The 25,785-nt window shown below is 64.0% G+C and carries 24 protein-coding genes; 18 read left to right on the top strand and 6 right to left on the bottom strand.

Annotated features, from left to right (window positions below; genetic code table 11):
- Positions 1-150: 150 nt before the first annotated feature.
- Positions 151-528: a DUF427 domain-containing protein gene (locus U5768_RS03795; protein WP_322029058.1), complete on the bottom strand. Its 378-nt coding sequence runs from the start codon at positions 526-528 to the stop codon at positions 151-153.
- A 249-nt stretch (positions 529-777) separates the two neighbouring features.
- Here U5768_RS03795 and ssuD point away from each other — a divergent pair, with 249 nt between their 5' ends.
- The 3 genes from ssuD to U5768_RS03810 all read left to right on the top strand — a co-directional run bounded on the left by ssuD (position 778) and on the right by U5768_RS03810 (position 3,632).
- A complete protein-coding gene (ssuD, locus tag U5768_RS03800; RefSeq protein ID WP_322029059.1) occupies positions 778-1,911 on the top strand; it encodes an FMNH2-dependent alkanesulfonate monooxygenase in 1,134 nt (377 codons plus the stop codon).
- Between the two features lie 132 nt (positions 1,912-2,043).
- Positions 2,044-2,304 carry a helix-turn-helix transcriptional regulator gene (locus tag U5768_RS03805; RefSeq protein WP_322029060.1) on the top strand — a complete coding sequence of 87 codons (261 nt, stop codon included), beginning with the start codon at positions 2,044-2,046 and terminating at the stop codon, positions 2,302-2,304.
- Between the two features lie 2 nt (positions 2,305-2,306).
- Complete coding sequence (locus U5768_RS03810) at positions 2,307-3,632, top strand: type II toxin-antitoxin system HipA family toxin (protein WP_322029061.1); 1,326 nt, start codon at positions 2,307-2,309, stop codon at positions 3,630-3,632.
- A gap of 116 nt (positions 3,633-3,748) precedes the next feature.
- On the opposite strand, the gene U5768_RS03815 is transcribed toward U5768_RS03810, so the two are convergent.
- Positions 3,749-4,669 (bottom strand): LysR family transcriptional regulator, encoded by a 921-nt coding sequence (locus U5768_RS03815; protein ID WP_322029062.1) that lies wholly within the window; start codon positions 4,667-4,669, stop codon positions 3,749-3,751.
- A gap of 197 nt (positions 4,670-4,866) precedes the next feature.
- On the opposite strand from U5768_RS03815, the gene U5768_RS03820 reads away from it, so the two are divergent.
- The 12 genes from U5768_RS03820 to U5768_RS03875 all read left to right on the top strand — a co-directional run bounded on the left by U5768_RS03820 (position 4,867) and on the right by U5768_RS03875 (position 16,276).
- Entirely contained in the window at positions 4,867-6,003 is a 1,137-nt protein-coding gene (locus U5768_RS03820; protein ID WP_322029063.1) for a muconate/chloromuconate family cycloisomerase, read from the top strand.
- A 29-nt stretch (positions 6,004-6,032) separates the two neighbouring features.
- Positions 6,033-6,323 carry a muconolactone Delta-isomerase gene (gene catC, locus U5768_RS03825; RefSeq protein ID WP_322029064.1) on the top strand — a complete coding sequence of 97 codons (291 nt, stop codon included), beginning with the start codon at positions 6,033-6,035 and terminating at the stop codon, positions 6,321-6,323.
- A 44-nt stretch (positions 6,324-6,367) separates the two neighbouring features.
- A complete protein-coding gene (catA, locus tag U5768_RS03830) occupies positions 6,368-7,303 on the top strand; it encodes a catechol 1,2-dioxygenase (RefSeq protein ID WP_322029065.1) in 936 nt (311 codons plus the stop codon).
- A 115-nt stretch (positions 7,304-7,418) separates the two neighbouring features.
- A complete protein-coding gene (locus U5768_RS03835; RefSeq protein ID WP_322029066.1) occupies positions 7,419-8,801 on the top strand; it encodes a Rieske 2Fe-2S domain-containing protein in 1,383 nt (460 codons plus the stop codon).
- Positions 8,798-9,286, top strand: coding sequence for a benzoate 1,2-dioxygenase small subunit (gene benB, locus U5768_RS03840; RefSeq protein ID WP_322029067.1), 489 nt, complete (start codon positions 8,798-8,800; stop codon positions 9,284-9,286). Before U5768_RS03835 ends, benB begins: the two co-directional genes overlap by 4 nt.
- Positions 9,287-9,338: 52 nt before the next feature.
- Entirely contained in the window at positions 9,339-10,361 is a 1,023-nt protein-coding gene (gene benC / locus U5768_RS03845; protein ID WP_322029068.1) for a benzoate 1,2-dioxygenase electron transfer component BenC, read from the top strand.
- Positions 10,358-11,134: a benzoate diol dehydrogenase BenD gene (gene benD, locus U5768_RS03850; protein ID WP_322029069.1), complete on the top strand. Its 777-nt coding sequence runs from the start codon at positions 10,358-10,360 to the stop codon at positions 11,132-11,134. The genes benC and benD overlap by 4 nt, the downstream gene beginning before the upstream one ends.
- Before the next feature lie 56 nt (positions 11,135-11,190).
- On the top strand, positions 11,191-11,925 hold the full coding sequence (locus tag U5768_RS03855; RefSeq protein ID WP_322029070.1) for an ABC transporter substrate-binding protein: 735 nt from the start codon (positions 11,191-11,193) through the stop codon (positions 11,923-11,925).
- Between the two features lie 475 nt (positions 11,926-12,400).
- Positions 12,401-13,561, top strand: coding sequence for a porin (locus tag U5768_RS03860; protein ID WP_322029071.1), 1,161 nt, complete (start codon positions 12,401-12,403; stop codon positions 13,559-13,561).
- Between the two features lie 187 nt (positions 13,562-13,748).
- Positions 13,749-14,195 (top strand): MarR family winged helix-turn-helix transcriptional regulator, encoded by a 447-nt coding sequence (locus U5768_RS03865; protein WP_322029072.1) that lies wholly within the window; start codon positions 13,749-13,751, stop codon positions 14,193-14,195.
- 81 nt (positions 14,196-14,276) lie between these two features.
- The gene (locus tag U5768_RS03870; protein WP_322029073.1) at positions 14,277-15,545 is read left to right on the top strand and encodes a M20 family metallopeptidase; all 1,269 of its coding nucleotides are present in this window, start codon (positions 14,277-14,279) and stop codon (positions 15,543-15,545) included.
- A 32-nt stretch (positions 15,546-15,577) separates the two neighbouring features.
- Entirely contained in the window at positions 15,578-16,276 is a 699-nt protein-coding gene (locus tag U5768_RS03875; RefSeq protein ID WP_322029565.1) for a trimeric intracellular cation channel family protein, read from the top strand.
- A 75-nt stretch (positions 16,277-16,351) separates the two neighbouring features.
- On the opposite strand, the gene U5768_RS03880 is transcribed toward U5768_RS03875, so the two are convergent.
- The 4 genes from U5768_RS03880 to U5768_RS03895 all read right to left on the bottom strand — a co-directional run bounded on the left by U5768_RS03880 (position 16,352) and on the right by U5768_RS03895 (position 20,659).
- On the bottom strand, positions 16,352-17,671 hold the full coding sequence (locus U5768_RS03880; protein ID WP_322029074.1) for an MFS transporter: 1,320 nt from the start codon (positions 17,669-17,671) through the stop codon (positions 16,352-16,354).
- 95 nt (positions 17,672-17,766) lie between these two features.
- Positions 17,767-18,147, bottom strand: coding sequence for a BON domain-containing protein (locus U5768_RS03885; protein ID WP_322029075.1), 381 nt, complete (start codon positions 18,145-18,147; stop codon positions 17,767-17,769).
- 34 nt (positions 18,148-18,181) lie between these two features.
- Positions 18,182-19,405 carry a porin gene (locus U5768_RS03890; RefSeq protein ID WP_322029076.1) on the bottom strand — a complete coding sequence of 408 codons (1,224 nt, stop codon included), beginning with the start codon at positions 19,403-19,405 and terminating at the stop codon, positions 18,182-18,184.
- Positions 19,406-19,468: 63 nt separating this feature from the next.
- Positions 19,469-20,659 carry a M20 aminoacylase family protein gene (locus tag U5768_RS03895; protein ID WP_322029077.1) on the bottom strand — a complete coding sequence of 397 codons (1,191 nt, stop codon included), beginning with the start codon at positions 20,657-20,659 and terminating at the stop codon, positions 19,469-19,471.
- A gap of 125 nt (positions 20,660-20,784) precedes the next feature.
- Between U5768_RS03895 and U5768_RS03900 the strand changes: the two genes are divergently transcribed.
- From U5768_RS03900 to U5768_RS03910, 3 genes are all read left to right on the top strand, one after another.
- Complete coding sequence (locus U5768_RS03900; protein ID WP_322029078.1) at positions 20,785-21,723, top strand: LysR family transcriptional regulator; 939 nt, start codon at positions 20,785-20,787, stop codon at positions 21,721-21,723.
- Between the two features lie 248 nt (positions 21,724-21,971).
- Positions 21,972-23,051 carry a porin gene (locus tag U5768_RS03905; protein WP_322029566.1) on the top strand — a complete coding sequence of 360 codons (1,080 nt, stop codon included), beginning with the start codon at positions 21,972-21,974 and terminating at the stop codon, positions 23,049-23,051.
- 62 nt (positions 23,052-23,113) lie between these two features.
- On the top strand, positions 23,114-25,645 hold the full coding sequence (locus U5768_RS03910; protein ID WP_322029079.1) for a glucose/quinate/shikimate family membrane-bound PQQ-dependent dehydrogenase: 2,532 nt from the start codon (positions 23,114-23,116) through the stop codon (positions 25,643-25,645).
- Positions 25,646-25,785: the final 140 nt, after the last annotated feature.

Genomic DNA, 25,785 nt, shown 5'->3' on the forward strand with positions numbered 1-25,785 from the left:
GGGCACCAGCGATGCAGATGTCACGTCGCCGCGTGTTGACCGGTGGCCGATTCGTTTGCCAGCAAGCCCGCATGCTTAACGGCCGGTTCGGGAAAAACTTGAGGCGGTAACGTTGCGCGGCGCGACGTTACGCATCGAGCGGCGGCGCGTTCAGTCGGACGTTTCGATCGAATCGACGCGATCCGGGTAGAACGCAAGATGGTCCTTGATTGCCGATACGGCTTCGTGCGGCGTTTCATAGCTCCATATGGCGTTCACGGCTCGCGCGCCGCCTGGCGTGATCGAGTAGTACGAAGCCTCGCCCTTGTATGGGCACCAGCTCTTGTGGTCCGTGCGCGAGAGCAGCGACATGTCGGCGTCTTCGCGCGGAACGTAAAACACTGCCGGATAGCTCGCCTCACGCAGTGTGAGCGCGCGGCGCGTGTCCACGACGACGCGGCCGCCTGCTTTCACCACCACGCGCGTGCGCGCCGGTTCGACCGTGACCGGATGATCGGGGCCGGGAATCTTGACGGTTCGTGTGTCCATGACTGGGTTCCTCGCGAAAGGGGTTGGAAAGCGAGCGTTTAGCCGAATACATCATATGCAATTGCAGATTAACTGGTAGGGGAATGCGCTGCAGGCTGTTTCAATGAGGGCGCGACTGAGTTCGACGCACGGGCGGCGATTTTCACGCGATAGTCCCGCGATAGTCCCGCGATTTTCACGCGATTGCGCCTCAGCATGCGCGCCTCCAGTCTGCATCCGCGCCTTCATTTACCCGCAGCAGGACCCCTGATGAGCCTCGATATTTTCTGGTTCTTGCCGACCTCCGGCGACACCCGCTACCTCGGCAAATCCGATTTCGGCCGCGCGCCGACCAACGCTTATATGCGCCAGATCGCCGTGACCGCCGAAGAACTCGGCTATGACGGCCTCCTCATTCCCACGGGCAGCAGTTGTCTCGACCCCTGGGTGACGGCGGCGAGCCTTGCGCCCGTCACGCAGCGCATCAAGCTGCTCGTCGCGCTGCGCACGTCGCTCGGCGGTCCCACCGCTTCCGCGCGCCAGGCCGCCACGCTCGACCAGGCGTTGAATGGCCGTTTGCTGCTGAACGTGGTGCCGGGCGGCGACGCCACCGAACTCGCGGCGGACGGCGTATTCCTCGCGCACGACGAGCGCTACGAAGCGGCCGACGAATTCCTCACGATCTGGCGCGACCTGCTGCGCGGTGAGACGGTGAACTTCGAGGGCAAGCATTTGCGCGTGCAGGGCGCACAGAATTTTCACGCGCCGGTGCAGACGCCGCATCCGCCGCTGTATTTCGGCGGCTCGTCGCCGGCGGCGCATGAACTGGCGGCAAAGCATGTGGATGCGTACCTCACGTGGGGCGAGCCGCCGGAGGCCGTTGCGCAGAAGTTCGCCGATATCCGCGCGCGGGCGGCGCGCCATGGCCGCACGCTCAGGCTCGGCGTGCGCCTGCACGTGATCGTGCGCGAGACCAGCGACGAAGCGTGGGCCGCCGCCGAGCGCCTCATCAGCAAGCTCGACGACGACGATATCCGCCGCGCCCAGGAAAACTATGCGCGCATGGATTCGGTGGGCCAGCGCCGCATGGCCGAACTGCACGGCGGCAGCCGCGACAAGCTCGAAATCAGCCCGAACCTGTGGGCCGGCGTGGGCCTCGTGCGCGGCGGCGCGGGCACGGCGCTGGTGGGCGATCCGCAGACCGTGGCAGCACGCCTCAAGGAATACGTGGACGCCGGCGCGGACAGCTTCGTGCTCTCCGGCTATCCTCACCTCGAAGAGGCGATCCGCTTCGCCGAACTGGTATTCCCGCTGCTGCCGGGCAAGAAGCCGGTGACGCTGCGCGATCAGGCCTTGACGGGCGGCGCGTTCGACGTGCGGGCGCGGGAGGCCGCGCGGGCGTGAACGCCCCGCTGCGCGACGGCCGGCCCAGATGGTTATTCGTGTGAGCGATATTTCTGTTTTATTTGTGTGAGTGATATTGGCGAAATATTCCTCACAGGCATATAATCGGTTTATGCCTCACAGGAATATGCCATGAAAATCATCGTCCAGACGCCCGGTGCACTTGGCGAGATTCTGCAAACAGCCCGCAAGGCGTGCGGCATGACCCAGGCGCAGGCCGCGGCGAATCTCGGCATTGGCCAGCCGCGCCTTTCGGCGCTCGAAACCACGAGTGCCGCGAGCCTTTCGCTCGAGCAGATGCTCGCGCTCTTCGCGCTCTACGGGCTCGAACTCTGCGTGCAGTCGCGCGAGGCGGCGGCCAAAGGCCGCGCCGCCGGCGCGCCGGAGTGGTGAGCATGGGCCGCAAATCGCATTCGCGCGCGTTGTCGATCTGCGCCAACGGCGAGCGCGTGGGCACGTGGGTCATGACCTCCGCCGGCGACAGCGAGCTGCGTTACGACGATACCTGGAAGCGCTCGGCGCTGGGCCGGCCGCTCTCGCTCTCGCTGCCGTTCGGCATTGGCGACGCGCCGTTGCGCGGCGAGCGCGTGCAGCACTATTTCGACAATCTCCTGCCCGACAGCGAGCCCATCCGCCGCCGCATCGCCGCGCGGTTTCGCACGGATACGCTCGACGCCTTCGACCTGCTCAAGGCTATCGGGCGCGATTGCGTGGGCGCGGTGCAATTGCTCGGCGAGGACGAAACGCCGGGCCGCATCGACCGCATTGAAGGCACCGCGTTGAGCGATGCCGCCGTCGAGCGCCTGCTGCTGGAAACGGCCGGTGCGTTGCCCGGCGGAGCGCTGGAGCCCGACGACCTGCGTATTTCGCTGGCGGGCGCGCAGGAAAAGACCGCGCTTCTGCGCCACCGCGGCAAATGGCTGCTGCCGCGCGGCGCCACGCCCACGACCCATATTTTCAAGCTGCCGCTGGGGCTGATCGGCCATCGCAAGGTTGACTTCAATACCTCGGTCGAAAACGAATGGCTTTGCCTGGCACTGCTGAGGGCCTATGGACTGCCCGCTTCACAAGCGCAAATCATCCAGTTTGGGTCCCAGAAGGTACTCTGCGTAGAGCGCTTCGACCGTATCCGTTCGCGCACCGGCGGGTTGCTGCGCCTGCCACAGGAGGACTTTTGCCAGGCGCTCGGCGTCCCGCCGCATCGCAAGTACGAAGCGCATGGCGGCCCCGGCGTGCGCGAGATTGCGGGTCTCTTGCGCCAGTCACAGCAGGCGCGCGAGGATATCGAAACGTTTCTCGCCGCGCAAATCGTTTTCTGGATGCTCGCGGCACCCGACGGCCACGCGAAGAATTTCAGCATCCGCCTGCTGCCAGCGGGGCGCTTTCAGCTCGCGCCGCTCTATGACGTCATGTCGATCTGGCCCGTGGAGGGCGACGGCGGCAATCAATGGTCGTGGCACAAGGCATCGCTCGCCATGGCGGTGTGGGGCAAGGCGCGTCACTACCGCATGCGCGATGTGAAGCGCACGCATTTCGACGCCACCGCGCGGTTGTGCCACTACGGGCCCGATGCAGGGCCGTTGATCGAGCGCGTGCTTGCGCGTACGCCCGGTGCGATAGAAGAGGTTGCGGCCGCGCTGCCGGAAGGATTTCCCGAGCGCGTGGCCGAGCGACTTTTCGACGGCGTGCGTTTCTCCGCGGAGCGACTTGCGGCGCAGTGACGGTGTGCCTCAGCACATACGGGCGGCAAGCCGCGCGATTTTCCGCCGGAACGTGAACTCCTTTTTCGCGCGCTGCGCGTATTGAAGCATGAAGAAATGGAGGCGTGGCGCCCGCTTCACGCCTTTTGCTTCTTCGCCGGGAGCCACGCTTGTGGCTCGGCGTACATCTCTTTGACCAGTTGCTTCACGAGATCGACGTACACCGAATTGTCGTTCACGCGGTGATTCAGGATGATCGGCGAAGTCGCGTGATCGCTGTCTATCAGACGGTAATGCACGTCCTGGCGCAATTGCCGCGCTGAAGCGGGGATCACGCATACCCCGAACTCGGCCGCGACCAGACCGAGCGCCGTCTGGATTTCCCGCACTTCCAGCACTTCGCCGGGTTGCACGCCGTCGCCGTGCAACATGTTCAATACCTGATCGGCGAAACTGGGGCGCGGCTCCCTCGGATAAACAATCAGTCGTTGCCCGGCCAGTTGTTCGATGGGAATCGGCGTCGATTCCTGTGCCATTTCGCTGCCGATCGGCACTACCACGGCCAGCGGTTCTTCGCGCAGCACGATGCCGGCCACGTTGGGGTCGCTGTGGCGCACGCGTCCGAAGCCGACATCGATGCGGCCCTCCTTCAACGCCTCGATCTGCTGCACCGACATGAGTTCGACCATCTGGATGTCGAGTTCCGGCGCGTTCTGCCGCAGCTTGCGCATTAACGGTGGCAGTCCTGAATAAAGGACGGAGGCGACGAAGCCGATCGACAACACCGTGCGGTGATGCAGTCCCACGTGTTTGGCGCTCGCCTGCAATTGCTCGACGCGCCCAAGAATCTGCATGGCCTGTTCGTAGACGAGGCGCCCCGCATCGGTCGTGCGCACCGGCCGCGTATTGCGAATCAGAAGGGGCACGCCGATCTCCTGTTCGAGCAATTGAATCTGCCGGCTCAACGGCGGCTGAGCGATGCAAAGCTGTTCCGCCGCGCGGGTGAAATTGCGCTCGCGAACAACGGCAACGAAGTAGCGAAGCTGGCGCAGATCCATGGCCTTGTTTCCAGAAGAAGCATTCGTTTTCTCCATACTCGGAGAATATGATGCGCTGCAATATCGCTTGATATCAGGGATATTCTGGCGCTTCGATATTATAAAGGTATGGAATTGGACGCAAATAGTATTGGATCCGGCGGGTGTGCGGCGTGTATAAATTCACCATGCCTTCTTCACTTAACGCCGCATCCGACATGACTTCCGCGACGATCGAACGTATCGAAACCCGCCTCGTCGATCTGCCGACGATTCGCCCTCACAAGCTTTCCGTTGCCACGATGTACGGGCAAACCCTGATGCTGGTAAAGGTCTACTGCAGCGATGGCGTGACCGGCATCGGCGAAGGTACGACGATTGCCGGCATGGCTTACGGTCCCGAAAGCCCGGAAGCGATGAAGCTGGCGATCGACGCCTACTTCGCCCCGGCGATGATCGGCCAGGACGCCACGCGAATCCAGGCGCTCATGGCGCATCTGGGCAAGCTCGTGAAGGTCAATCACTTCGCCAAATGCGCGCTGGAAACCGCGCTGCTCGACGCGCACGGCAAGCGCCTGGGCGTGCCGGTGAGCGAGTTGCTGGGCGGGCGCCGCCGCGAGCGTCTGCCGGTGGCATGGACGCTGGCTTCGGGGGATACCGCCAAAGACATCGCCGAAGCCGAAGCCATGCTCGAAGCGCGCCGCCACAAGATCTTCAAGCTGAAGATCGGCGCGAAAGATCTCAAGACCGACATCAAGCACGTGGCCGACATCAAGAAGGCCCTGGGCGATCGCGCCGCCGTGCGCGTGGACGTCAACATGGCCTGGAGCGAAACGCAGGCAGCCTGGGCAATTCCGGCGCTGGCGGACGCAGGCTGCGAACTGGTGGAGCAGCCGGTCGCTTCGGCCGCCGCGCTTGCGCGCCTCATGCGCCGTTTCCCGGTGGCGTTGATGGCCGACGAAATCCTGCAAGGCCCGGAAAGCGCGTTCGAGATTGCGAAAAACGAGGGCGCCGATGTGTTCGCCATCAAGATCGAACAAAGCGGCGGACTCTTCGCGGCGCAGCGCGTGGCGACGATTGCCGATGCCGCGGGTATCGAACTGTATGGCGGCACGATGCTCGAAGGCGCGATCAGCACGGTGGCATCGGCGCATCTCTTCGCAAGCTTCGCCAGCCTGCAGTGGGGCACCGAACTGTTTGGCCCCTTGCTGATCACCGAAGAGATTCTCGCCAGCCCGCTGGACTACAGCGACTTCGATCTGACGGTGCCGGACGGCCCAGGTCTCGGCATTGAACTGGACGAAGCGAAAGTCAAGCGCTTCACGCGCGACGGCCTGATGAAAGCGACGAAGTAATCTGTACACCTGATAAATGGAATTTGACGATGCTCTTCCACGTACGAATGGATGTGAACATCCCGGCCGATATGCCCGCTGAAGTCGCCAATGAAATCAAGGCGCGAGAAAAGGCGTATTCGCAGGAACTGCAACGCGGCGGCAAGTGGCGCCATATCTGGCGACTGGTGGGCGAGTACGCGAACTACAGCATCTTCGACGTAGAGAGCAACGCAGAGCTGCACGACATCCTCACCGCGTTGCCGCTTTTCCCGTACATGAAGATAACGGTGACGCCGTTGTGTCGCCATCCGTCCTCGGTCAGGGACAACGACGCTTGAGCTGATTCCCCCTCAATACCAGCAAGCACCAGGAGACAAATATCATGAGCGCAAAAGTATTCGACACCACGGAAGTGCAGGACCTGCTGAAGGCCGCGACAAATCTCAATGGCGGCAGCGGCAACGCCCGTTTCCAGCAGATCGTCCATCGACTGCTGGGCGACCTGTTCAAGGCCATCGACGATCTCGACATCACGCCCGATGAGGTATGGGCCGGCGTGAACTATCTGAACAAGCTCGGCCAGGACGGCGAAGCGGCGCTGCTGGCCGCCGGTCTCGGTCTCGAGAAGTACCTCGACATCCGAATGGACGCCGCCGACAAGGCGGTGGGCCTCGAAGGCGGCACGCCGCGCACCATCGAAGGGCCGCTGTACGTGGCGGGCGCGCCGATGCGCGAGAGCGTTTCGCGAATCGACCTCAACGCGGACGCCGACGCAGGTCCGCTCGTCATTCACGGCACGGTCACCGACCTCGAAGGCAAGCCGCTCGCGGGCGCGCTGGTCGAATGCTGGCATGCCAATTCGAAGGGCTTTTACTCGCACTTCGACCCGACGGGCGCACAGGACGACTTCAACCTGCGCGGGGCGGTCAAGACCGGCGCGGACGGCAAGTACGAATTCCGCACGCTCATGCCCGTGGGCTATGGTTGCCCGCCGCAGGGCGCGACCCAGCAACTGCTCGACGGCCTGGGCCGCCACGGCAACCGCCCGGCGCATGTGCACTTCTTCGTCTCGTCGGATAGCAGCCGCAAGCTCACCACGCAATTCAATATCGAGGGCGACCCGCTCATTTGGGACGACTTCGCCTACGCGACCCGTGAAGAACTGATTCCGCACGTGGCGGAAAAGACCGGCGGCGCGGCGCTCGGCCTGAAGGCCGACACGTACAAGGACATCGAATTCAACTTCAGGCTTACGCCGCTGGTCCAGGGTAAGGACAACCAGCTCGTTCACCGCGTGCGCGCCGAAGCCACGGCGTAACCGTCCTGCGTGGCGGCGGCGCGTAGACACAGCCGCCGCCCGTTTCCCGCGATCATCATTCGACACCGATGCAGGAACTCCGTACCGCGTGTGGAGTATGCATAGGAGAGCTAACATGTCAGCCATCATCGACAAAGCCGGTGATCTGGATCACCTGCTGTCCACCGCCGTGCAGGACGACAAGCAAAATGGCGTCTTCCGTTGCCGCCGGGACATTTTCACCAATGCCGACCTGTTCGAACTGGAGATGAAATACATCTTCGAGAAGAACTGGGTGTACCTTGCGCACGAAAGCCAGATTCCCGAAAACAACGACTACTACACCACGTGGCTGGGCCGCCAGCCGGTAGTGATCACGCGCGATAAAACCGGCGCGCTGAATGCGGTGATCAACGCCTGCGCGCACAAAGGCGCGATGCTGTGCCGGCGCAAGCACGGCAACAAGGGCAGCTTTACGTGTCCGTTCCATGGCTGGACGTTCTCCAACACCGGCAAGCTCCTGAAGGTGAAGGACGAAAAGACCACTGAATATCCGGTGCAATTCAACAAGCAGGGCTCGCACGACCTGAAGAAGGTCGCGCGCTTCGAGAACTATCGCGGCTTCCTGTTCGGCAGTCTCAACCCCGACGTGCAGCCGCTCGAAGACTACCTTGGCGCAGCGAAAATCATCATCGACCAGATCGTCGATCAATCGGCGAACGGTCTGGAAGTGCTGCGCGGCAACTCCTCGTACATCTACGACGGCAACTGGAAGATGCAGATGGAGAACGGCTGCGACGGCTATCACGTCAGCACCGTGCACTGGAATTACGCCGCGACCATGGGCCGGCGCAAGGAAGACGGCACCCAGGCCGTGGATGCCAATAGCTGGAGCAAGTCGGTCGCGGGTGTCTACGGTTTCGACCACGGCCACATTCTGCTGTGGACCAACACGATGAACCCGGAGGTGCGGCCGGTCTACAAGCATCGCGAGGAAATCACGGCGCGCGTGGGCGAAGTACAGGCGGATTTCATCGTCAATCAGACGAGAAATCTGTGCCTTTACCCGAATGTGTTTCTGATGGACCAGTTCAGCACGCAGATTCGCGTGATTCGCCCGATCAGCGTGGACAAGACCGAGGTGAACATCTTCTGCTTCGCGCCGAAGGGCGAGAGCGCCGAAGATCGCGCGACGCGCATTCGCCAGTACGAGGACTTCTTCAACGTTTCCGGCATGGGCACCGCCGACGACCTCGAAGAGTTCCGCGCATGCCAGGCCGGCTATGCGGGCACCACGGCCCTGTGGAACGATCTCTCGCGCGGTGCGCCGCTGTGGGTCGAAGGCGCCGACGAGAACGCGAAGAAAATGGGCCTCGAGCCGATCATTTCCGGCGAGCGCAGCGAAGACGAAGGCCTGTTCGTGGTCCAGCACGAGTACTGGGTGAATGCCATGCGCGACGCGCTCAAGCAGGAACTGAAGCAGGAACTTAAGCACGAACAGGCAGGAGCGCAGGCATGAGCACCGATTACCCGAAGATCTGCGCTGCGCTGTACCGCGAAGCGCGTCTGCTCGACGACCGCCAGTGGGAAGAATGGCTCGCCTGCTATGCAGAGGATGTGACGTACTGGATGCCCGCATGGGACGACGACGACCAGATCACCGACGACCACGAGTCGCAGATATCGCTGATGTACTACCCGGATCGCGGCGGCCTGGAAGACCGCGTGTTTCGCATCAAGACCGAGCGCAGCGGCGCTTCGATGCCGGAGCCGCGCACGAGCCACAACGTGACGAACGTGGAAGTGCTGGCGGATCGCGGCGATGAAGTGGAGGTGCGCTACAACTTCCACACGCTCAGCCACCGCTATAAAACCACAGACAGCTTCTTCGGCACGATGTTCGTTACCTTGCGCAAGACCGGCGACGATTATTTGATTGCAAGAAAAAAGATCGTGCTGAAAAACGACTACATCCGGCAGGTGCTCGACGTTTATCACGTGTGAAATCGCGTTTGACGTATAGCCTCAGTTTCAACATGGGAAAGAAGGAGACACCATGTCCAGCTACAAGATTGCACTGAATTTCGAAGACGGCGTAACCCGGTTCATCGACTGCAAGGCGGGCGAGAAGGTCCTCGATGCGGCCTTTCGCGCACGCATCAACCTGCCGATGGATTGCTCGGACGGCGTATGCGGCACCTGCAAGTGCCGCGCGGAAAGCGGCAGCTACGACCTCGGCGAAGACTATATCGAAGACGCGCTGACCGAAGATGAAAAGGACAGCGGTCTCGTGCTCACCTGCCAGATGGTGCCGGAAAGCGATTGCGTGATTGCCATTCCCGCGTCCTCCTCGGTGTGCAAGACAGGGCATAGTAAATTCTCGGCCACGGTCACGAAGGTTCAGCAGCACAATGATGCCGCAGTCGTGCTCGAACTCGACGTGGATGCAGCGGGCCCCGTGTTTCTGCCAGGCCAGTATGTCAATATCGACGTGCCGGACAGTGGCCAGCATCGTTCGTACTCCTTCTCTTGCGCGCCGGGCGAATCGAAAATCAGCTTTCTCATCAAGAAGATTCCGGGCGGCGTGATGAGCACCTGGCTCGAAGCCGCGCAACCCGGCACGAAGCTCGAATTGACGGGACCGCTCGGCAGCTTCTATTTGCGCGACGTCCAGCGGCCTCTGCTTTTCCTCGCGGGCGGCACGGGTCTCGCGCCGTTTCTTTCGATGCTGGAAGTGCTCGCGCGCACCAGTGCGCAGCAGAAGGTGCACCTAATTTATGGCGTGACGCGCGACCTCGATCTGGTGCTGGTCGAAGCCATCGAAGCGTACTCGGCGAAGCTGCCGAACCTCAGCTTTGCCACCGTCATCGCCGATGCGGATTCGAATCATCCGCGCAAGGGCTGGGTCACGCAGCATATTCCCGCCGAAGCCTTGAACGAGGGCGACGTCGACGTATATCTGTGCGGGCCGCCGCCGATGGTGGACGCCGTGCGCAAGTATTTCGACGACGAAGGCGTGAAGCCCAACAGCTTCCACTACGAGAAGTTCACCCCTAACGTCGTTCAAAAGGCGGCATGATCATGCAACGATTCGCAGGCAAAGTCGTCGTCGTTACCGGCGCGGCGCAGGGAATTGGCCGCGGCGTGGCGCTGCGTGCGGCGGCCGAAGGCGGCAAGGTCGTGTTCGTCGATCGTGCGGATTTTGTTTCCGAAGTCGCGGGCGAGGCGCAGGGCGCGCAAACGGCGGGATTCGTCGCCGACCTCGAAACATATGAGGGCGCGAAAGCCGCGATGGATTTCGCCGCGCAGCGGTTTGGCGGCATCGACATTCTCATCAACGGCGTGGGCGGCGCCATTCGCATGCGTCCATTCGCAGAATTCGAGCCGGCGCAGATCGATGCTGAAATCCGCCGCTCGCTCATGCCCACGCTCTACACGTGCCACGCTGTTCTGCCGCATATGCTCGAGCGCGGGCGCGGCACCATCGTCAATGTTTCGTCGAACGCCACGCGCGGAATTCGCCGGGTGCCGTATTCGGCCGCAAAGGGCGGCGTGAATGCGATTACGCAAGCGCTGGCGATGGAATACGCGGAGCACCATATTCGCGTGGTCGCCACGGCGCCGGGCGGCACCGAAGCGCCGCCGCGCCGCATTCCGCGCAATGCCGCGGGCGACAGCGACCAGGAAAAGGCGTGGATGCGCGAGGCGGTGCAGCAGGTCACCGAATCCACGTTCTTCAAGCGCTACGGCACACTCGACGAACAGATCGCGCCGATCCTGTTTCTCGCGTCCGACGAAGCGAGCTATATCACCGGCTCGGTGTTGCTGGTTGCCGGCGGCGATACCGGTTGAGGCGCGAGCGCGGGGTGATATCCTCGAAGGACCGTGATTCTCATACCGCGATTCCCATGAACATCGATCCCGCTGTTGTCAAAGCATTTGCGCCCACGGGCACGTTGCGCGCCTCCATCAATCTCGGCAATCCGATACTCGCCAATCGCGATGCGGCCTCGGGCGAACCATTCGGCGTCTCCGTCGATCTCGCGCGCGCGTTCGCGCAACATCTGGGCGTGCCGCTCGAACTCGTCGTGTTCGACGCGGCGGGCAAGTCGGTCGAAGCCGTAAGCGACGAACGCGCGGATTTCGGTTTCTTTGCCGTCGATCCAAAGCGGGGAGAGACGATCGCGTTCACGGCTCCTTACGTGTTGATCGAAGGCTTTTATATGGTTCGCAGCGACTCGCCGGTGCGCGCCAATGCCGAAGTCGATCAGCCGCATAACCGTGTGGCAGTGGGCAAGGGCAGTGCGTACGATCTTTTTCTCACGCGCGAATTGAAGCAAGCCCAGATCGTGCGCGCACCCACTTCGCCGGCCGTCGTGCAAACTTTTCTTGAGCAAGGGCTCGAAGTGGCGGCGGGCGTGAAGCAGCAACTCGAAGCCGATGCCGCGAAAGCGGGTGGCCTTCGCCTGCTGGGCGAACGCTTCATGGTGATTCGTCAGGCCATGGGCGTTGCGAAGCGCCGCGGGCCACAGGCTGCCGAAGTGCTCGCTGCATTCGTTGAAACAATGAAGGCATCGGGATTCGTTGCAGAGGCGTTGAAGCGCCACGCAATAGCGGGGGCGTCGGTGGCGCCGGCTGCTTGAGCGAATAAAAAACGAGTGCGCGCTAATACGAGGACAACAAGCGCCAGGGGCCGATTTCCGCGGTAATTTCAATGTGGATAATCGGCCTTTTCTCACTGGCTTTAAAGCGCTACCTCGAAAGCATTGTGTAATTTATCGGGCAATTTACACGCCCCGCACATTCCGCCACGCGCGTCGAGCCTTGCCGGGCGCGGTTGTGCCATCGACGCCACGTCAGTCGAATTTCGACACCATTTTTATTTTCGACACCCTATGATGCGGGTGTTCGATTCGCGCCGTACTCGCCGCTCGATTTCCATTTCGTCATTGCATTATCGACATTGATGAATTGCGTAGTTCGCAATAATCATGAGCGGATAACTTTGCTTTTTAATCTGCACCGAAATGGAATGCACGCATATGAGTTTGCACGCCGATGGTGCCGGCCGCCTGAATTCGATGCATTAATCCACCGCCCAATCCGGAGCTTGAAAACATGAAAAAATCGCTACTCGCCGCGGCCCTCCTGAGCGCCTTTGCTATTTCGGCCCACGCGCAAAGCAGCGTGACTCTTTACGGCCTGATCGATACCGGTCTCGTCTACACGAACAATCAGTTCGGCCACAGCAACTGGCAATTGAACAGCAGCTCCACGCAGAACACGGTATTCGGCCTCAAGGGTTCGGAAGACCTGGGCGGCGGTCTGCATGCGATCTTCAAGCTCGAACAAGGCTTCCTGCTCAATAACGGCGCTCAGGCGTTCTCGGGGCTCGGCTTCGGTTCGCAAGCGTGGGTCGGGCTGCAAAGCGATCCGTACGGCACGCTCACGTTTGGCCGCCAGTTCGACGTGATGAACGACCTCGTGGGCCCGCTCACCGCGGAATTCAACACGTGGGGCGGCAGCCTCGCGGCCCATCCGTTCGAGAACGACAACCTCGCCGCGAACTCGGTCGTCATCAACAACTCCGCTAAGTACGCGAGCCCGACGTGGTACGGCGTGACGTTCGAGACGATGTATTCGTTCAGCAACAAGGCTGGCGACTTCGCGAACAACCGCTCGTACGGTTTCGCCGTTTCGTATGCCCAGGGTCCGCTGAATCTCGCAGCCGGCTACCTGCAGTTCAACAACGCGGGCAACGGCAGCGGCGCGGTCACGACCCCCGACACGAGCGCGAACTTCCTGGCGGAACGTCAGCGCGTCTGGTCGCTCGGCGGCAACTATACGTATGGCCCGGCCACGGTGGGTCTGGTCTGGAGTCATTCGCAGATCGACAACGCCGCAGGCGTGTACTCGTTCGGCACGGGCACCTATCTCGGCTCGAACGACGACTCCGCCGGTTCGCTCGCCGGTTCGCTGCGCCTCGACAACTTCGAAGCGAACGTGAAATACGCGCTTACGCCCGCATGGAGCGTTTCGGGCGCGTACACGTACACGCACGGCGCATACAATGGCACGAACCCGGGCTGGAATACGGCAATGCTGCAAACGGATTACGCCATCAGCAAGCGCACCGACTTCTATCTGGAAGGCGTGTACCAGAACGTGCACGGCGCGCCGGAAGGTTCCGTGCTCTCGCACGCGATGATCAACACGCTTTCGCCTTCGTCGACCGATACGCAGGTCGCCGTGACCGTTGGCATGCGCCACGCGTTCTAAGCCAGTCCCACGAAGCTGGATTCGGCGGGGCATCTGTCCCCGCCGATCGCTTTTCCCCTGCGCGGCGGCAGTCCTCTGAAAGGAGGGCCGCCGCGTTGTCGCATCTACACCCACCTAAAATCGCGTTTTCCTGATCTGGATAGTTGAAATTTTCAACTATTTGACTATACTGGCGTCCAGTTAGCGCATGGATGGGAGTACGCATTTGTATTCGGATTTCCTCACTTTCAGGCTCGATCAAACGAGCGCGCTGCTGATGGACCGCGCCAACGCGGTCTACCGCCAGCGCTGGGATCTCGACGTGCGTGCCATGCGCGTGCTGCGCATCATCCGCGCCGAACCGGGCATCACGCCCAAGGGTGTCTCGCAGCGCGCGCTCATCGAAAAAACGCTGCTGTCCAAAACGCTCGGCGAACTCGAATCGCGCGGACTGATTGGCCGCGGCACGCACGCCCAGGACCGGCGCAGCGTTGTGCTGCGCGTCACGCCCGAGGGCGCGAAAGTGGCGAACGCCTCGGAAAAAGCGGGCTCGAAGCTCGAATCCGAATTCGCCGCCGTGCTCACCGACGACGAGCGCAAGACGCTCGACCAGTTGCTCGCCAAGCTCGCACAGAGCCTGATCGAAGGCGTTTGAGTTCGCGGCGCGCCGCACATTGCCCATCGCATTGACGCAGTTGTTCACGCAGTTATTGAATCCAGCATGAAGGAGTCGCCCATGCCGAATCTGGTCGAAACCGTGGCGCCCGCCATCGGCGCGCTGCTACCCGAACTCGAAGCGCTCTACAAAGACCTGCATCAGCACCCCGAACTCTCGATGCAGGAGTTCCGCACGGCGGCGCTCGTGGCGCAGCGCCTGGAAAAGCTCGGCTATGAAGTGACCCCGGAAGTGGGCGTGACGGGCGTCGTGGCCGTGTTGCGCAACGGCGAGGGGCCGGTCGTGATGCTGCGCGCCGACATGGACGCGCTGCCCATGGCCGAAGCCACCGGCCTGCCGTATGCGAGCACCGTGACCGCAAAGGACGAAGAGGGCGTGCAAGTGGGCGTGGCGCACTCATGCGGGCACGACCTGCACGTGACATGGCTCCTGGGCGTGGCGCAGTTGATGGCGGCGCATCGGGAAGCCTGGAGCGGCACGCTGCTCGCCGTGTTCCAGCCCGGCGAGGAAGTGGGGCGCGGCGCGCGCAGCATGATGGACGACGGCATGATCGAGCGCTTTCCGAAGCCCGACGTGATCCTCGGCCAGCACGTGATGGTGGGCCCGGCGGGCACGGTGGGCTATCGCAGCGGCACCATCCTCTCGGCGGGCGACAGCCTCAAGGTGAAACTGTTCGGCCGCGGCTCGCATGGCTCGCAGCCGCAAACCTCCGTCGATCCGGTGATCATGGCGGCTTCCACCACGCTGCGGCTGCAGACGATCGTCTCGCGCGAAATCTCGCCGCGCGAGACCGCCGTGCTCACGGTAGGTTCGCTGCAAGCCGGCACGAAGGAAAACATCATTCCCGACGACGCCACGCTCAAGCTCAACATGCGCACCTTCGACGACGATGTGCGCGAGTACATGCTGGGCGCGATCCGCCGCATCTGCTGCGCCGAATGCACGGCCTCGAATGCGCCACGCGAGCCCGAGTTCACGACGCTGTCGAGCTACCCGCTCACGGTAAACGACGACGCCACGACGGCGCGCCTGCGCAAAGCCTTCGAAGCATGGTTCGGCGAACGTGCATACGAAACGCCGCCGGCCGCGGCCAGCGAGGATTTCAGCGTGTTCGGCCGCGAATGGGGCGTGCCGTACGCGTTCTGGTTCGTGGGCGGCACCGAGCCCGAGGTCTACGCGCGCGCCCTCGCCGCGAAGAAGCTCAACGAGATTCCGAGCAACCACTCGCCAAAGTTCGCGCCCGTGCTCGATCCCACCTTGCGCACCGGCCTCGAAGCGATGCTGTGTGCAGCCGCCGCGTGGCTCGGCCGCGAAAGCGAGGCGGCGTGAGCGTGGCACTCGGCGTGCACGTGGGCGCGCATCTGAACGCCCACACGGCTTATACGGCGCTGGACCTGATCGGTACGTTCGCGTTTGCCATCTCGGGCGCCGTGGCCGCGCGGCAGCGGCGGCTCGATCTGTTTGGCATCGTCGTGGTGAGTTTCATGGTGGCGTGCGGCGGCGGCATCATCCGCGACCTGTGCATTGGCGCGGTGCCGCCGGCGGGGCTCGCAAACTGGGCTTATCTCGCGGTGACGTTGCTGGCTACGGGGCTCACCATCGCCGCGTATCCGCAGGTGCGGCGGTTGCGTCATCCGGTGCTCCTGTTCGATGCGATCGGTCTCGGGCTCTTTGCCGTGGCGGGCGCGCAGAAGGCGCTTGCTTACAGCCAGAGCGCGGAGCCGGCCATCATCCTCGGCATCGTGAGCGCGGTGGGCGGCGGCGTGATGCGCGACGTGCTGCTCTCGCGCGTGCCCGCCATTCTCGATCGCGAGATTTACGCTTCGGCGGCGCTGCTCGGCGCGGCGGTGCAGGTGGGGCTCACGTACCTTGGCTGGTCGACGTTCTGGACGCCCTGGGTGGCGGTGATTTCCTGCGTCGCGTTGCGGCTGGCCTCGCTGTATTTCGGTTGGCGTTTGCCGGTTTTCCACGCTGTGCGCGCAATCCAGACACAGGCCGCGCACGGCGGCGATGCCGCGAAAGTCGCCGGGAAGGCGGATTCGCGGCAGGATGCGCGGTAACTTCAGCCGCCTTGTGCGGGCGTGCCGAACGCGATTTCGTCGGCGCGCACTGCGCTAATCTTCGGGCCGAAGCAATCAACCCTTCTCGCGAAATAACGCAACGCCCGCGAGGCTCACGATCCCGCACGCAGCGACATACCACGCCGGCGCATAGAAACTGCCCGTGACACGCCACAGGAAACCCACCACGAGCTGCGCGAAGCCGCCAAAGAGCGTCACGCCCACTGCGTAGATAATGCCGAGCGAAGTCGCGCGCACTTCGGGGCGCAGCGCTTCGAGAATCATCAGGAATCCTGTTGGACTCGTGAGCGTCATCAGCCCGATCAATACGACGACTACCACGAGCACGGTAATAGTCGTCGGCCACACGGCGATGGCGCGAAAAGCTGGGAACACGAGGGCGAGCGAAATCGCGCCCGCACCCAGGAGCAGCCGTTTGCGGTTGCTCACGCGGTCCGCGAGCCGCCCCGCGAAAGGCGAGCCCGCCAGCAGCACGACGCCCGCCGCCACGCCGCTCGCCGCGGCGGTTGCCTGTGGCATGCCGAGCGTTAGCGAGAGAAACGCGGGCAGGAAAAACACGATGGTGTACATCGTCGCCGTGCCGCCGATCACGAGCATTGTGCCCGCCACGATCTGGCGCAGCGGCAGCTTTTTGCGTATGTCTGAAGCGGCTTGTGGTGGCGTCGAGGCCGGGTCGTGCGCTTGCGGCAGCGTATCTTCGAGCCGCGAGCGCAGAAAGAAGCCAAGCGGCCCGATCGCGAGCCCGACGAGAAACGGCACGCGCCAGCCCCAGCTTTCGAGCTGTTCGTGCGCAAGCGTTTTCGATAGCAACACCGCGATTGCCGCGCCTGCCAGCGCCGCGCCGCCCTGGCTTGCCATCTGCCAGCTCACCAGCGCGCCGCGCCGGCCTTCGCGGCCGGCTTCCATCAACAGCGTCGTGGCCGCGCCCACTTCGCCGCCTGCCGAGAATCCCTGCAGCAAGCGGCCCAGCACGATCAGCGCGGGCGCCGCGAGGCCGATCTGCGCGTAGGTGGGCGCAAGGCCGATAAGCCCGGTGCCCAGCGCCATCATCAGCACCGTGAGGATGAGCGCGGGCTTGCGCCCCGCGCGATCCGCATACGCGCCGATGACCACGCCGCCGAGCGGCCGCACGACGAAGCCCACGCCGAACGTGGCGAGCGACATCATGAGCGAGGTGAACGCGTCATGCGCCGGAAAAAACAGCCGCCCGATGATCGCGGAAAAAAAGCTGTAGACGGTAAAGTCGAAGAACTCGAGCCCGTTGCCGAGCGCGGCGGCGAGTACCATCGTGCGGCTGGTGCGCGCGGTCGGGTTCGCGGGAGCGGCGGGGCCCGCATGCGCGGCAAGCGCAGGGCGTTGCTGTGCGAGTTTCATGATGAAGCCTTGTTCCGATGATGAGGCGATGCGATGGCACGACGTCGCGGCGCGAAACGAACGCCGCGTGCCGTTCCTGTATAGCCTGGTAGTGCTTACTGACTGCCCTTGATCCCGGCGTTCGACCGCACTTCGATCTTGCTAGTCACCGACTGCACGCCGCTCACGCCTTGCGCGACCGTGGTGGCGAGCGCGATCTGGTTTTCGCTCGCCACCACGCCCGAGAGCGTGATCGCGCCGTTGTGGGCGCGCACGCGGATGAACGTCGATTTGAGCCCTTGCTTGCGAGCGGCGCGCAACGCGCTGCGCACATTCGCGGCGAGCGTGCGGTCCGCTGGCGCAGAAGCGGCCATGGCGTGCGTGGCGGGCTCGACTTGCGCCGCGCTCGCCTCGCCGCCGCCCTGGGCCCAACTACTCATGCTCACCGCGGCGAAACATACGGCGGCCGCGTAGCGCGGATAAATTCGCTTCTTCATGTCTTTTCTCCTCTATATATGAGGCCTGCGGCCCTTAGAACTTGTGGTACATGCCGACGAGCACGACGTGCGGCGACTGATACATCTGCGTGGCGCCGTCCGCGCCCGTATAGCCGTTGCTGATGTTGTCGACGGTAGGCTGCTGCGACGGATAGCGGCCGTACGTCGGCGTCTCGCCCGTGTTGCGGATGAGTGCGCCGCGCACATAAAGCGCCGTGCGTTTCGAGAGGTTGTAGTCGTAGCCGAGCGTAATGCCGTACGAATGCGAACTGACCCCGGCAACGGTGCGATACGCCAGTTCCGCGCGGAAGTCGTTGCGCTGCTGATAGCGATAGAGGCCGCCGAGCGTGTAGAGAGAGGCCACGCGGTCGCCCGCGAGACGCGGCGCGAGGAAGCTGTAGCCCGCCGAGGCCACGTAGTTCCCGCCGTCGTAGAGCACGCCCGCGGCGAAGTTATCGGTGCGCACGTATTGCGATGTCGTGAGCGCGTTCAGGCCATAGTTGCCGATATAGCTCAGTGCGCCGAACAGATGGCCGTCGAAGTAGTTGAGCGCGACGGACTTCGTCGTGATCGTCGGCGAATTCGAGCTGGGATCGTGCAGCGCGAGCGCGACCTGCGCGTTGAGCGGCCCGAACCAGGGCGAGGAATAGCTGATCGCATTCGAAAGGCGGCTTGCCTGATAGCTCGCGCCGGGGCCGAGGTCGTAGACCCACGCCGTGAGAAAGGCCACCGTCGAGACGGTGCCCACCTGGCCGAACACGTCGATGAAGAGCGGCACGCCCACGTCGTCCTGCTGGCCGAGCTTGAGTTCGCCGGTCTTCGCCGAGCCGAGGGCGACCCATGCTTCGCGATTGAACAGCGTGTTCGTGCTGCCGAGCTGGCCGTTCGCAGCATTGAAGCCGCTTTCGAGGGCAAAGCGCGCCCGATAGCCGCCGCCCAGGTCCTCCACGCCGTAGAGGCCGAACTTCGAGGTCCATTCGCCCCCGCTTTGCTGGACCCACGACGTTTGCGCGCCCTTGGTGAAGCCGACCGCCTGATCCACCACGCCATAGAGGTAGATGCCCGGCGTGTAGGCGCTGCTCACCGCGTAAGGCACGCCATGGAAATAGTCTTCGAGAAAGAGGTTCGAGGCCTGCGCGAGCGCCGCGTGAGAAGCGCCCCCAAGCGCGGCGGCGCAGGCGGCGAGCCGCGCGGCGCGGGCCATGCGCGAAAGACCGGCGCCCCGGCGCGGATAAGGCGTGATGCTGCTTGCTGACATTATTAGGCTCTTCAGGTTGGTCAGAAACTGCGGAGAGGGGCGAAGCCCCGGAAAACGCCTCGATCAAACGTTGCGCAGATAGCGCTCGGTGAGGGTGACGAACCACGCGGCTCCCCATACGAGCGCGGCGTCGTTGAAGTCGTAGCCGGGGTTGTGGACGCTGCAACCGCCCACGCTGCCCACGCCATTGCCAAGCAGTACGTAGCAACCGGGGAGCTTCTCGGTCATCCACGAGAAGTCTTCGCTGCCCATGACGGCGTCGGGCATCATCGTGAGGCCGCTCTTGCCGGCGATCGCCTCGATGGCGTCGATCGCGTGTTCGGTGGCGTTGCGATCGTTCACGAGCGGTCGCGAGATCGCGCGATAGTCCACGGTGGCGCTCGCGCCGTACGACTGCGCCTGGTGCTCCGCGATGGCGCGGATGCGCGCTTCGAGCGTGTCGCGCGTTTCGCTGTCGAGCGCGCGAACGGAAAGCTGCAGCGCGGCGCTTTCGGGAATCACGTTGCCGGCTTTGCCGGAGTGGATCGCGCCCACTGTCACCACGGCGGCGCGCGTGGGGTCCACGTTGCGCGAGACGATGGTCTGCAACGCCATCACGATGCTTGCGGCCGCAACGATCGGATCGCAACCTTGCTGCGGCATCGCGCCGTGCGCGCCACGGCCGGTTACGGTAATCGTCACGGTGTCGGAAGAGGCCAGCATGCAGCCGTGCCGCACCGCGAAGTGGCCCACGGGCACGCCCGGCGCGTTGTGCAGCGCGAACACCTGGTCGCACGGGAAGCGCTCGAACAAGCCCTCGGCGATCATGCGCGAGGCGCCCCCCAAGCCTTCTTCGGCGGGCTGGAAGATCACGTTGAGCGTGCCGTCGAAGTCGCCTTGCGTCGCGAGATGGTGGGCCGCCGCGAGCAGCGTGGCCGTGTGGCCGTCGTGGCCGCACGCGTGCATGGTCTGCGCGACGGTGCTCGCGTAGGGCAGCCCCGTGGTCTCCTGAATGGGCAGCGCGTCCATGTCGGCGCGCAGGCCGATCGCGCGCGTGCCGCCGCCGCGCTTCAGGCGCCCCACGACGCCCGTGCCGCCAATGCCCGTCGTGACCTCATAGCCCCATTGCGCGAGCTTTTCCGCGACGACCCGCGCGGTGCGCGACTCCTCGAATCCCAGTTCGGGATGCGCGTGAATATCGTGGCGAATGGTGATGAATTGCGGCTCGTGCTCGCGAAGCGCCGCGAGCAGGGCGGTGCTGGTGTCGTGCGTCATGTGGTGGTCCCCGATGTGGCCGCCCGGTGTACGGCGGCCTTCGGGAACAGAGACTAAGGACGATCGGTCGAAATAAAAAAGCAAAAATCGGCATACCGATAACCAATGGTAATATCCACCGCATCATGAAAATCCATCAGCTTCGGGCGCTCGTCGAAATCGCGGCGACCGGCACCCTCAACGCCGCGGCGCGACGGCTGCACGTCACGCAGCCGGCCATCACGAAAGCGCTGCGCGAACTGGAGGACGAATGCGGCGTGCGACTGCTCGAGCGCAACCCCTGGGGCGTGGTGCCTACCGCCGAGGGCGCGGCGCTGCTGCAGCGCGCCCGCACCGTCGTGCGCGAGCTGGAGCGCGCCGAAGAGGACCTCGCGCACCTGAAGGGGCAGCGCGACGGCAAACTCGTGATCGGCGTCACGCCCATTGCGGGCACTGGTGGCCTCGCCGAGGCCTTCGTCGCGTTTCGCCGCCACTGGCCGCTCGTGACGATCGAGTTCCGCGAACTGGGCATCAACCAGTTGCGGGAGCAACTACGCAACCGCACGCTCGACCTCGCATTCGCCGCCTTTCCGGCGAATCCCGGCGACGACATCGGCACGGTGAAAGAACTCTTCGAATACGACTCGGTGTTCATCACGCGAGCGAAGGGCGTGTTCGCGGGCGCAACGACGCTGGCCGAATTGCAGCAGGCCGAGTGGATTCACACCGACGTCACCGACCTCTACCCGAACATGCTGCGCGCGATGTTCGAGCGCGCGGGGCTGGAACCGCCGCAGCGCGTGACCCGTTGCACGTCGTATGCGCTTTTCTACGGCCTCACGCTGCTCTCCGACGCCGTCTTCGCGTGGACGCGCCATTCGCTTCAGGAGACGGAACTGGGCCGCTCCTTCGTCGAACTGGCGCTACCCGATCGACCGCCGCCGTTGCGGCTTTATCTGTTCTCGCCGCCCGAGGCGCAACTCACGCGGGCGGCCGAATATTTCGTCGATTGCATCGACAAGGTGTTGACCGAGCGTCGCGAAGTGGCCTCGACACGGAATCTTCCCCGCGCATCCAGTCGTTAACAGACGACGGCCGCGGCACGCAATGTGCTACGTCCTCCGGCGCCGTCGCGCGCGTGCAACTGTGCGCCGTCCAGTCAAAATGCGGGATTTTTCACTGCGCGCTATGCTTTTTAGTGCGCGATGTGTCCGGCATGGACCCCGGATGCGCCGGGCTTGTACGTTAAACCGCGTGGTCCGCCCGGGCGCGGACCGGACCGACAAAAAGACTCCGCAAGGTAGCCAACTTGAAAACGACTTTGGGCGCTGTGATGCTGTTCGCCGCCAGTTCGGCCGCGTGCGCACAATCGAGTGTCACGATGTATGGCCGCGTGGACGGCGGTATCGAATATCTCAATCACATCGCGAACGGCAACGGCGGCAGCGCGAGCCGCTGGAGCGCCGAAGGCGGCGACTGGGGCACCAGCATGTTCGGCCTCAAGGGCAGCGAGGATCTGGGCGGCGGCAGCGCCGCGATCTTCAACCTCGAAACCGCCGTGCAGATCATGAACGGCACCACGGGCGGCGGCCGGCTCTGGTCGCGCCGCGCGTATGTGGGGGTGAAGAACGACACGTGGGGCCAACTGCAAGCCGGCCGTAATCTCTTCATCGACAGCGACGGCGTGTGGGCATTCGATCCGTTCGTGCAGCAGGCGGTGTCGTCGGCCTCGCTCGTGCGCGGTCGCAACTGGCAGCAGACGAGCAACAACGTCGAATATCACAGCCCCGTGTGGAACGGCCTCGACGTGCAGGGGCAGTATTCGTTCGGCAACCAGCCGGGCAACTTCAACGCGGGCGCCGAAGGCGAGTTTGGCCGCTCGGACGGCGTCATGCTCTCGTACCATTCGACACTCTTCGACCTGCGCGGCATTTACGACGAACTGCGCGATTCGAGCGGACGCTTTTCCAACATCTTCACGGCCTCGCGCGAATACTTCGTGGGCGGCAATCTGCGCGTGCAGAAGTTCAAGTTTCAGGCCGCGTACACGCATTATTCCGCGCCTGACTCGCCGCCGGGCATTTCGGATACCGCCGATCACTACTGGCTAGGCGCGACTTACCAGGCCACGCCGAAGTTCGCGGTGACCGCCGCGGGTTTCTATATTCACGTGGGCGAGGGCGGCGGCGACGCTTCGCACGACCCTGCAAGCCACGCCATGCTCTACGCGCTCGGCACGACGTACAACCTGAGCGCGCGCACGTTCCTGTACGGCACGCTCGCGTATGTGAACAACAGCAGGAACGGCACGTTCTCCGTGTTCGCCACGCCGCGCGATTCGAGCACGCCGACCAGCCCCATGGCTGGCCAATCGCAAACGGGCGCCTACGTCGGGATGATGCATGTGTTCTGACGTCACGCTTTTTCCGCTTTTTCCGCCATCGCAAACGGCATTCTTCGAGGAAGGTTGAGATCATGGCCAGAGTATCGAAACCGCTGGGCTTCATCGGAGTCATCTCCGTGCTGTTCACATTGCTCACGGCGGTCTATCTGCTGGTTGGCGGCGCGTGGCTCATTTCGCTCGGCGGCTCGCCGTACTACGTCGTGACGGGCGTGCTGCTGCTCGTTTTCGCGTTGCTGCTGTGGCGCGCGAGTCCCGCGGCGTTCGTGCTCTACGCGATCGTGCTGATCGGCACGGCCATATGGGGCCTGTGGGAGTCCGGGCCCGACTTCTGGGCGCTCGTGCCGCGCTCGGGTGTGCTGGTGGTGTTCGGCATCTGGTTGCTCGTGCTCATGAGCTGGCACCTGGATCGTCCGCGCCAGTTCGGCGTGCTCTCGCTCGTGGTCGGGCTGCTCGTGTGGGGCGGTGTGCTCGTGTACGCGCACTTCAACGACCCGCAGCAGATCAACGGCTCGCTCGCGGCGGTGAGGGCAACGCCCGCGCCGAACGCCGACGGCATCGACCCGTCCGAATGGCCCGCTTATGGACGCGACCAGCAAGGCACGCGTTATTCGCCGCTGCAGCAGATCACGCCCGAGAACGTGCACAACCTCCAGGTGGCCTGGACCTTCCGCACGGGCGACATGAAGGGGCCCAACGATCCGGTCGAAATCACCAATGAAGTCACGCCGATCAAGATCGGCAACCTGCTTTATCTGTGCTCGCCGCATCAGATCCTGTTCGCGCTCGACGCGCAAACGGGCGAACTTAAATGGAAGTTCGATCCGAAGCTTCAGCCCGATCCCTCGTTCCAGCACGTGACCTGCCGGGGCGCGTCGTTCGTGGATCTTTCGGCGGCGTCCGTGAACGCCGCAGCGGCGGATCTGGGCGCGACCGCCACGACGCCGGCGGCCGCTTCGGACGCCGCCGCGGCTTCGGCCGCCGATGCGTCTGCGCCGGCCAGCGACGCCGCATCGGCGACGGAAGCCGCCGCGCCCGCGAGCGAATCCACGGCGGCGGCCGCACCGGTCGCCGCGAACGGCACGTGCATGAAGCGTATCCTGCTGCCCGTGAACGACGGCCATCTCTACGCACTCGACGCGCTCACGGGCGAGCGCTGCGCGGGCTTCGGCAACAACGGCGACCTCGATTTGCAGCACGCCATGCCGGTCACGACGCCTGGCATGTACGAGCCGACGTCGCCGCCCATCGTCACCAACAAGGTGATCATCGTGGCGGGCGCGGTGGAGGACAACTTCTCGAACCGCGAGCCCTCGGGCGTGATTCGCGGCTTCGACGTGCGCACCGGCGCGTTGCTCTGGGCGTTCGATCCGGGCGCGGCGGACCCGAACAAGATTCCGGGCCCGGGCGAGCATTACACGTGGAATTCGCCGAACTCGTGGGCGCCGGCCGCCTACGATGCGAAGCTCGACATCGTTTATCTGCCGATGGGCGTAAAAACGCCGGACATCTGGGGCGGCGACCGCACGCCCGACCAGGAGCGTTACGCAAGCGGCCTGCTCGCGCTGCACGCCTCGACGGGCAAGCTCGCGTGGTTCTACCAGACGGTGCATCACGACCTGTGGGATATGGATATGCCCTCGCAGCCCACGCTCGCCGACATCACCGACAAGGACGGCAAGACCGTGCCCGTGGTGTATGCGCCCGCGAAAACGGGCAACCTGTTCGTGCTCGACCGCCGCACCGGCCAGCTCGTCGTGCCCGCGCCCGAAATGCCGGTGCCGCAGGGCGCCGCGCCCGGCGACCACGTCTCGCCCACGCAGCCGTTCTCGCAGCTCACGTTCCGGCCGTCGAAGAACCTCACCGACGCCGACATGTGGGGCGCCACGATGTACGACCAGCTCATCTGCCGCGTGATGTTCCACAAGCTGCGCTATGAAGGCACGTTCACGCCGCCTTCGGAGCAGGGTTCGCTCGTCTTTCCGGGCAACCTCGGCATGTTCGAGTGGGGCGGGCTCGCCATCGACACCGACCGCCAGATTGCCGTGGCGAACCCCATTGCGCTGCCGTTCGTCTCGCGGCTCATTCCGCGCGGGAAGGGCAACCCGATCGAGCCGCAGCCGGGCGCAAAGGGCAGCGGCACGGAGTCGGGCATCCAGCCGCAATACGGCGTGCCGTTCGGCGTGACGCTCAATCCGTTCATGTCGCCGCTCGGGCTGCCGTGCAAGCAGCCGGCGTGGGGCTACATCTCCGCGGTCGATCTCAAGACCAACCAGATCATCTGGAAAAAGCGCATCGGTACGACGCGTGACAGCTCGCCGGTTCCGGTGGCTTTCCGCACCGGCATGCCGATGCTCGGCGGCCCGATGGTGACGGCTGGCGGCGTGATCTTCATCGGCGCGACGGCCGACAACTACATCCGCGCCTTCGACGTGAACAACGGCGCGCGGCTGTGGCGAGCACGGCTGCCCGCGGGCGGACAGGCCACGCCGATGACGTACGCGGCGGGCGGCCGCCAGTTCGTCGTGATCGCAGCGGGCGGCCACGGCTCGTTCGGCACGAAGCTCGGCGACTATGTGATTGCCTACGCGCTGCCGAAGCAATGAGTCGCGCGCGAGCCGCCCGGCAGCACCGGGCGGCCGCGGCCTGGGGGTTTTCCACGCGGCGGCGGGCGCTCGCATAGCGCCTGCCGTTTTTCATGCAGCATGCGACGCACCGCTCGTGCGCCTCACCCGTTTTTCCTTTC

Origin of the sequence: Paraburkholderia sp. J76, from assembly GCF_905220295.1 — a bacterium.
Taxonomy (GTDB): Bacteria; Pseudomonadota; Gammaproteobacteria; order Burkholderiales; family Burkholderiaceae; genus Paraburkholderia.

Coding starts and splice junctions, on each gene's coding strand:
- U5768_RS03835 (WP_322029066.1), top strand. CDS start 7,419: ATGTCAGCCATCATCGACAAAGCCGGTGATCTGGATCACCTGCTGTCC.
- U5768_RS03855 (WP_322029070.1), top strand. CDS start 11,191: ATGAACATCGATCCCGCTGTTGTCAAAGCATTTGCGCCCACGGGCACG.
- U5768_RS03905 (WP_322029566.1), top strand. CDS start 21,972: ATGCTGTTCGCCGCCAGTTCGGCCGCGTGCGCACAATCGAGTGTCACG.
- U5768_RS03815 (WP_322029062.1), bottom strand. CDS start 4,669: ATGGATCTGCGCCAGCTTCGCTACTTCGTTGCCGTTGTTCGCGAGCGC.
- ssuD (WP_322029059.1), top strand. CDS start 778: ATGAGCCTCGATATTTTCTGGTTCTTGCCGACCTCCGGCGACACCCGC.
- U5768_RS03895 (WP_322029077.1), bottom strand. CDS start 20,659: ATGACGCACGACACCAGCACCGCCCTGCTCGCGGCGCTTCGCGAGCAC.
- U5768_RS03805 (WP_322029060.1), top strand. CDS start 2,044: ATGAAAATCATCGTCCAGACGCCCGGTGCACTTGGCGAGATTCTGCAA.
- U5768_RS03890 (WP_322029076.1), bottom strand. CDS start 19,405: ATGTCAGCAAGCAGCATCACGCCTTATCCGCGCCGGGGCGCCGGTCTT.
- U5768_RS03820 (WP_322029063.1), top strand. CDS start 4,867: ATGACTTCCGCGACGATCGAACGTATCGAAACCCGCCTCGTCGATCTG.
- benC (WP_322029068.1), top strand. CDS start 9,339: ATGTCCAGCTACAAGATTGCACTGAATTTCGAAGACGGCGTAACCCGG.
- U5768_RS03865 (WP_322029072.1), top strand. CDS start 13,749: ATGGATGGGAGTACGCATTTGTATTCGGATTTCCTCACTTTCAGGCTC.
- U5768_RS03885 (WP_322029075.1), bottom strand. CDS start 18,147: ATGAAGAAGCGAATTTATCCGCGCTACGCGGCCGCCGTATGTTTCGCC.
- U5768_RS03880 (WP_322029074.1), bottom strand. CDS start 17,671: ATGAAACTCGCACAGCAACGCCCTGCGCTTGCCGCGCATGCGGGCCCC.
- U5768_RS03870 (WP_322029073.1), top strand. CDS start 14,277: ATGCCGAATCTGGTCGAAACCGTGGCGCCCGCCATCGGCGCGCTGCTA.
- U5768_RS03810 (WP_322029061.1), top strand. CDS start 2,307: ATGGGCCGCAAATCGCATTCGCGCGCGTTGTCGATCTGCGCCAACGGC.
- catC (WP_322029064.1), top strand. CDS start 6,033: ATGCTCTTCCACGTACGAATGGATGTGAACATCCCGGCCGATATGCCC.
- benB (WP_322029067.1), top strand. CDS start 8,798: ATGAGCACCGATTACCCGAAGATCTGCGCTGCGCTGTACCGCGAAGCG.
- U5768_RS03860 (WP_322029071.1), top strand. CDS start 12,401: ATGAAAAAATCGCTACTCGCCGCGGCCCTCCTGAGCGCCTTTGCTATT.
- U5768_RS03910 (WP_322029079.1), top strand. CDS start 23,114: ATGGCCAGAGTATCGAAACCGCTGGGCTTCATCGGAGTCATCTCCGTG.
- catA (WP_322029065.1), top strand. CDS start 6,368: ATGAGCGCAAAAGTATTCGACACCACGGAAGTGCAGGACCTGCTGAAG.
- benD (WP_322029069.1), top strand. CDS start 10,358: ATGATCATGCAACGATTCGCAGGCAAAGTCGTCGTCGTTACCGGCGCG.
- U5768_RS03795 (WP_322029058.1), bottom strand. CDS start 528: ATGGACACACGAACCGTCAAGATTCCCGGCCCCGATCATCCGGTCACG.
- U5768_RS03900 (WP_322029078.1), top strand. CDS start 20,785: ATGAAAATCCATCAGCTTCGGGCGCTCGTCGAAATCGCGGCGACCGGC.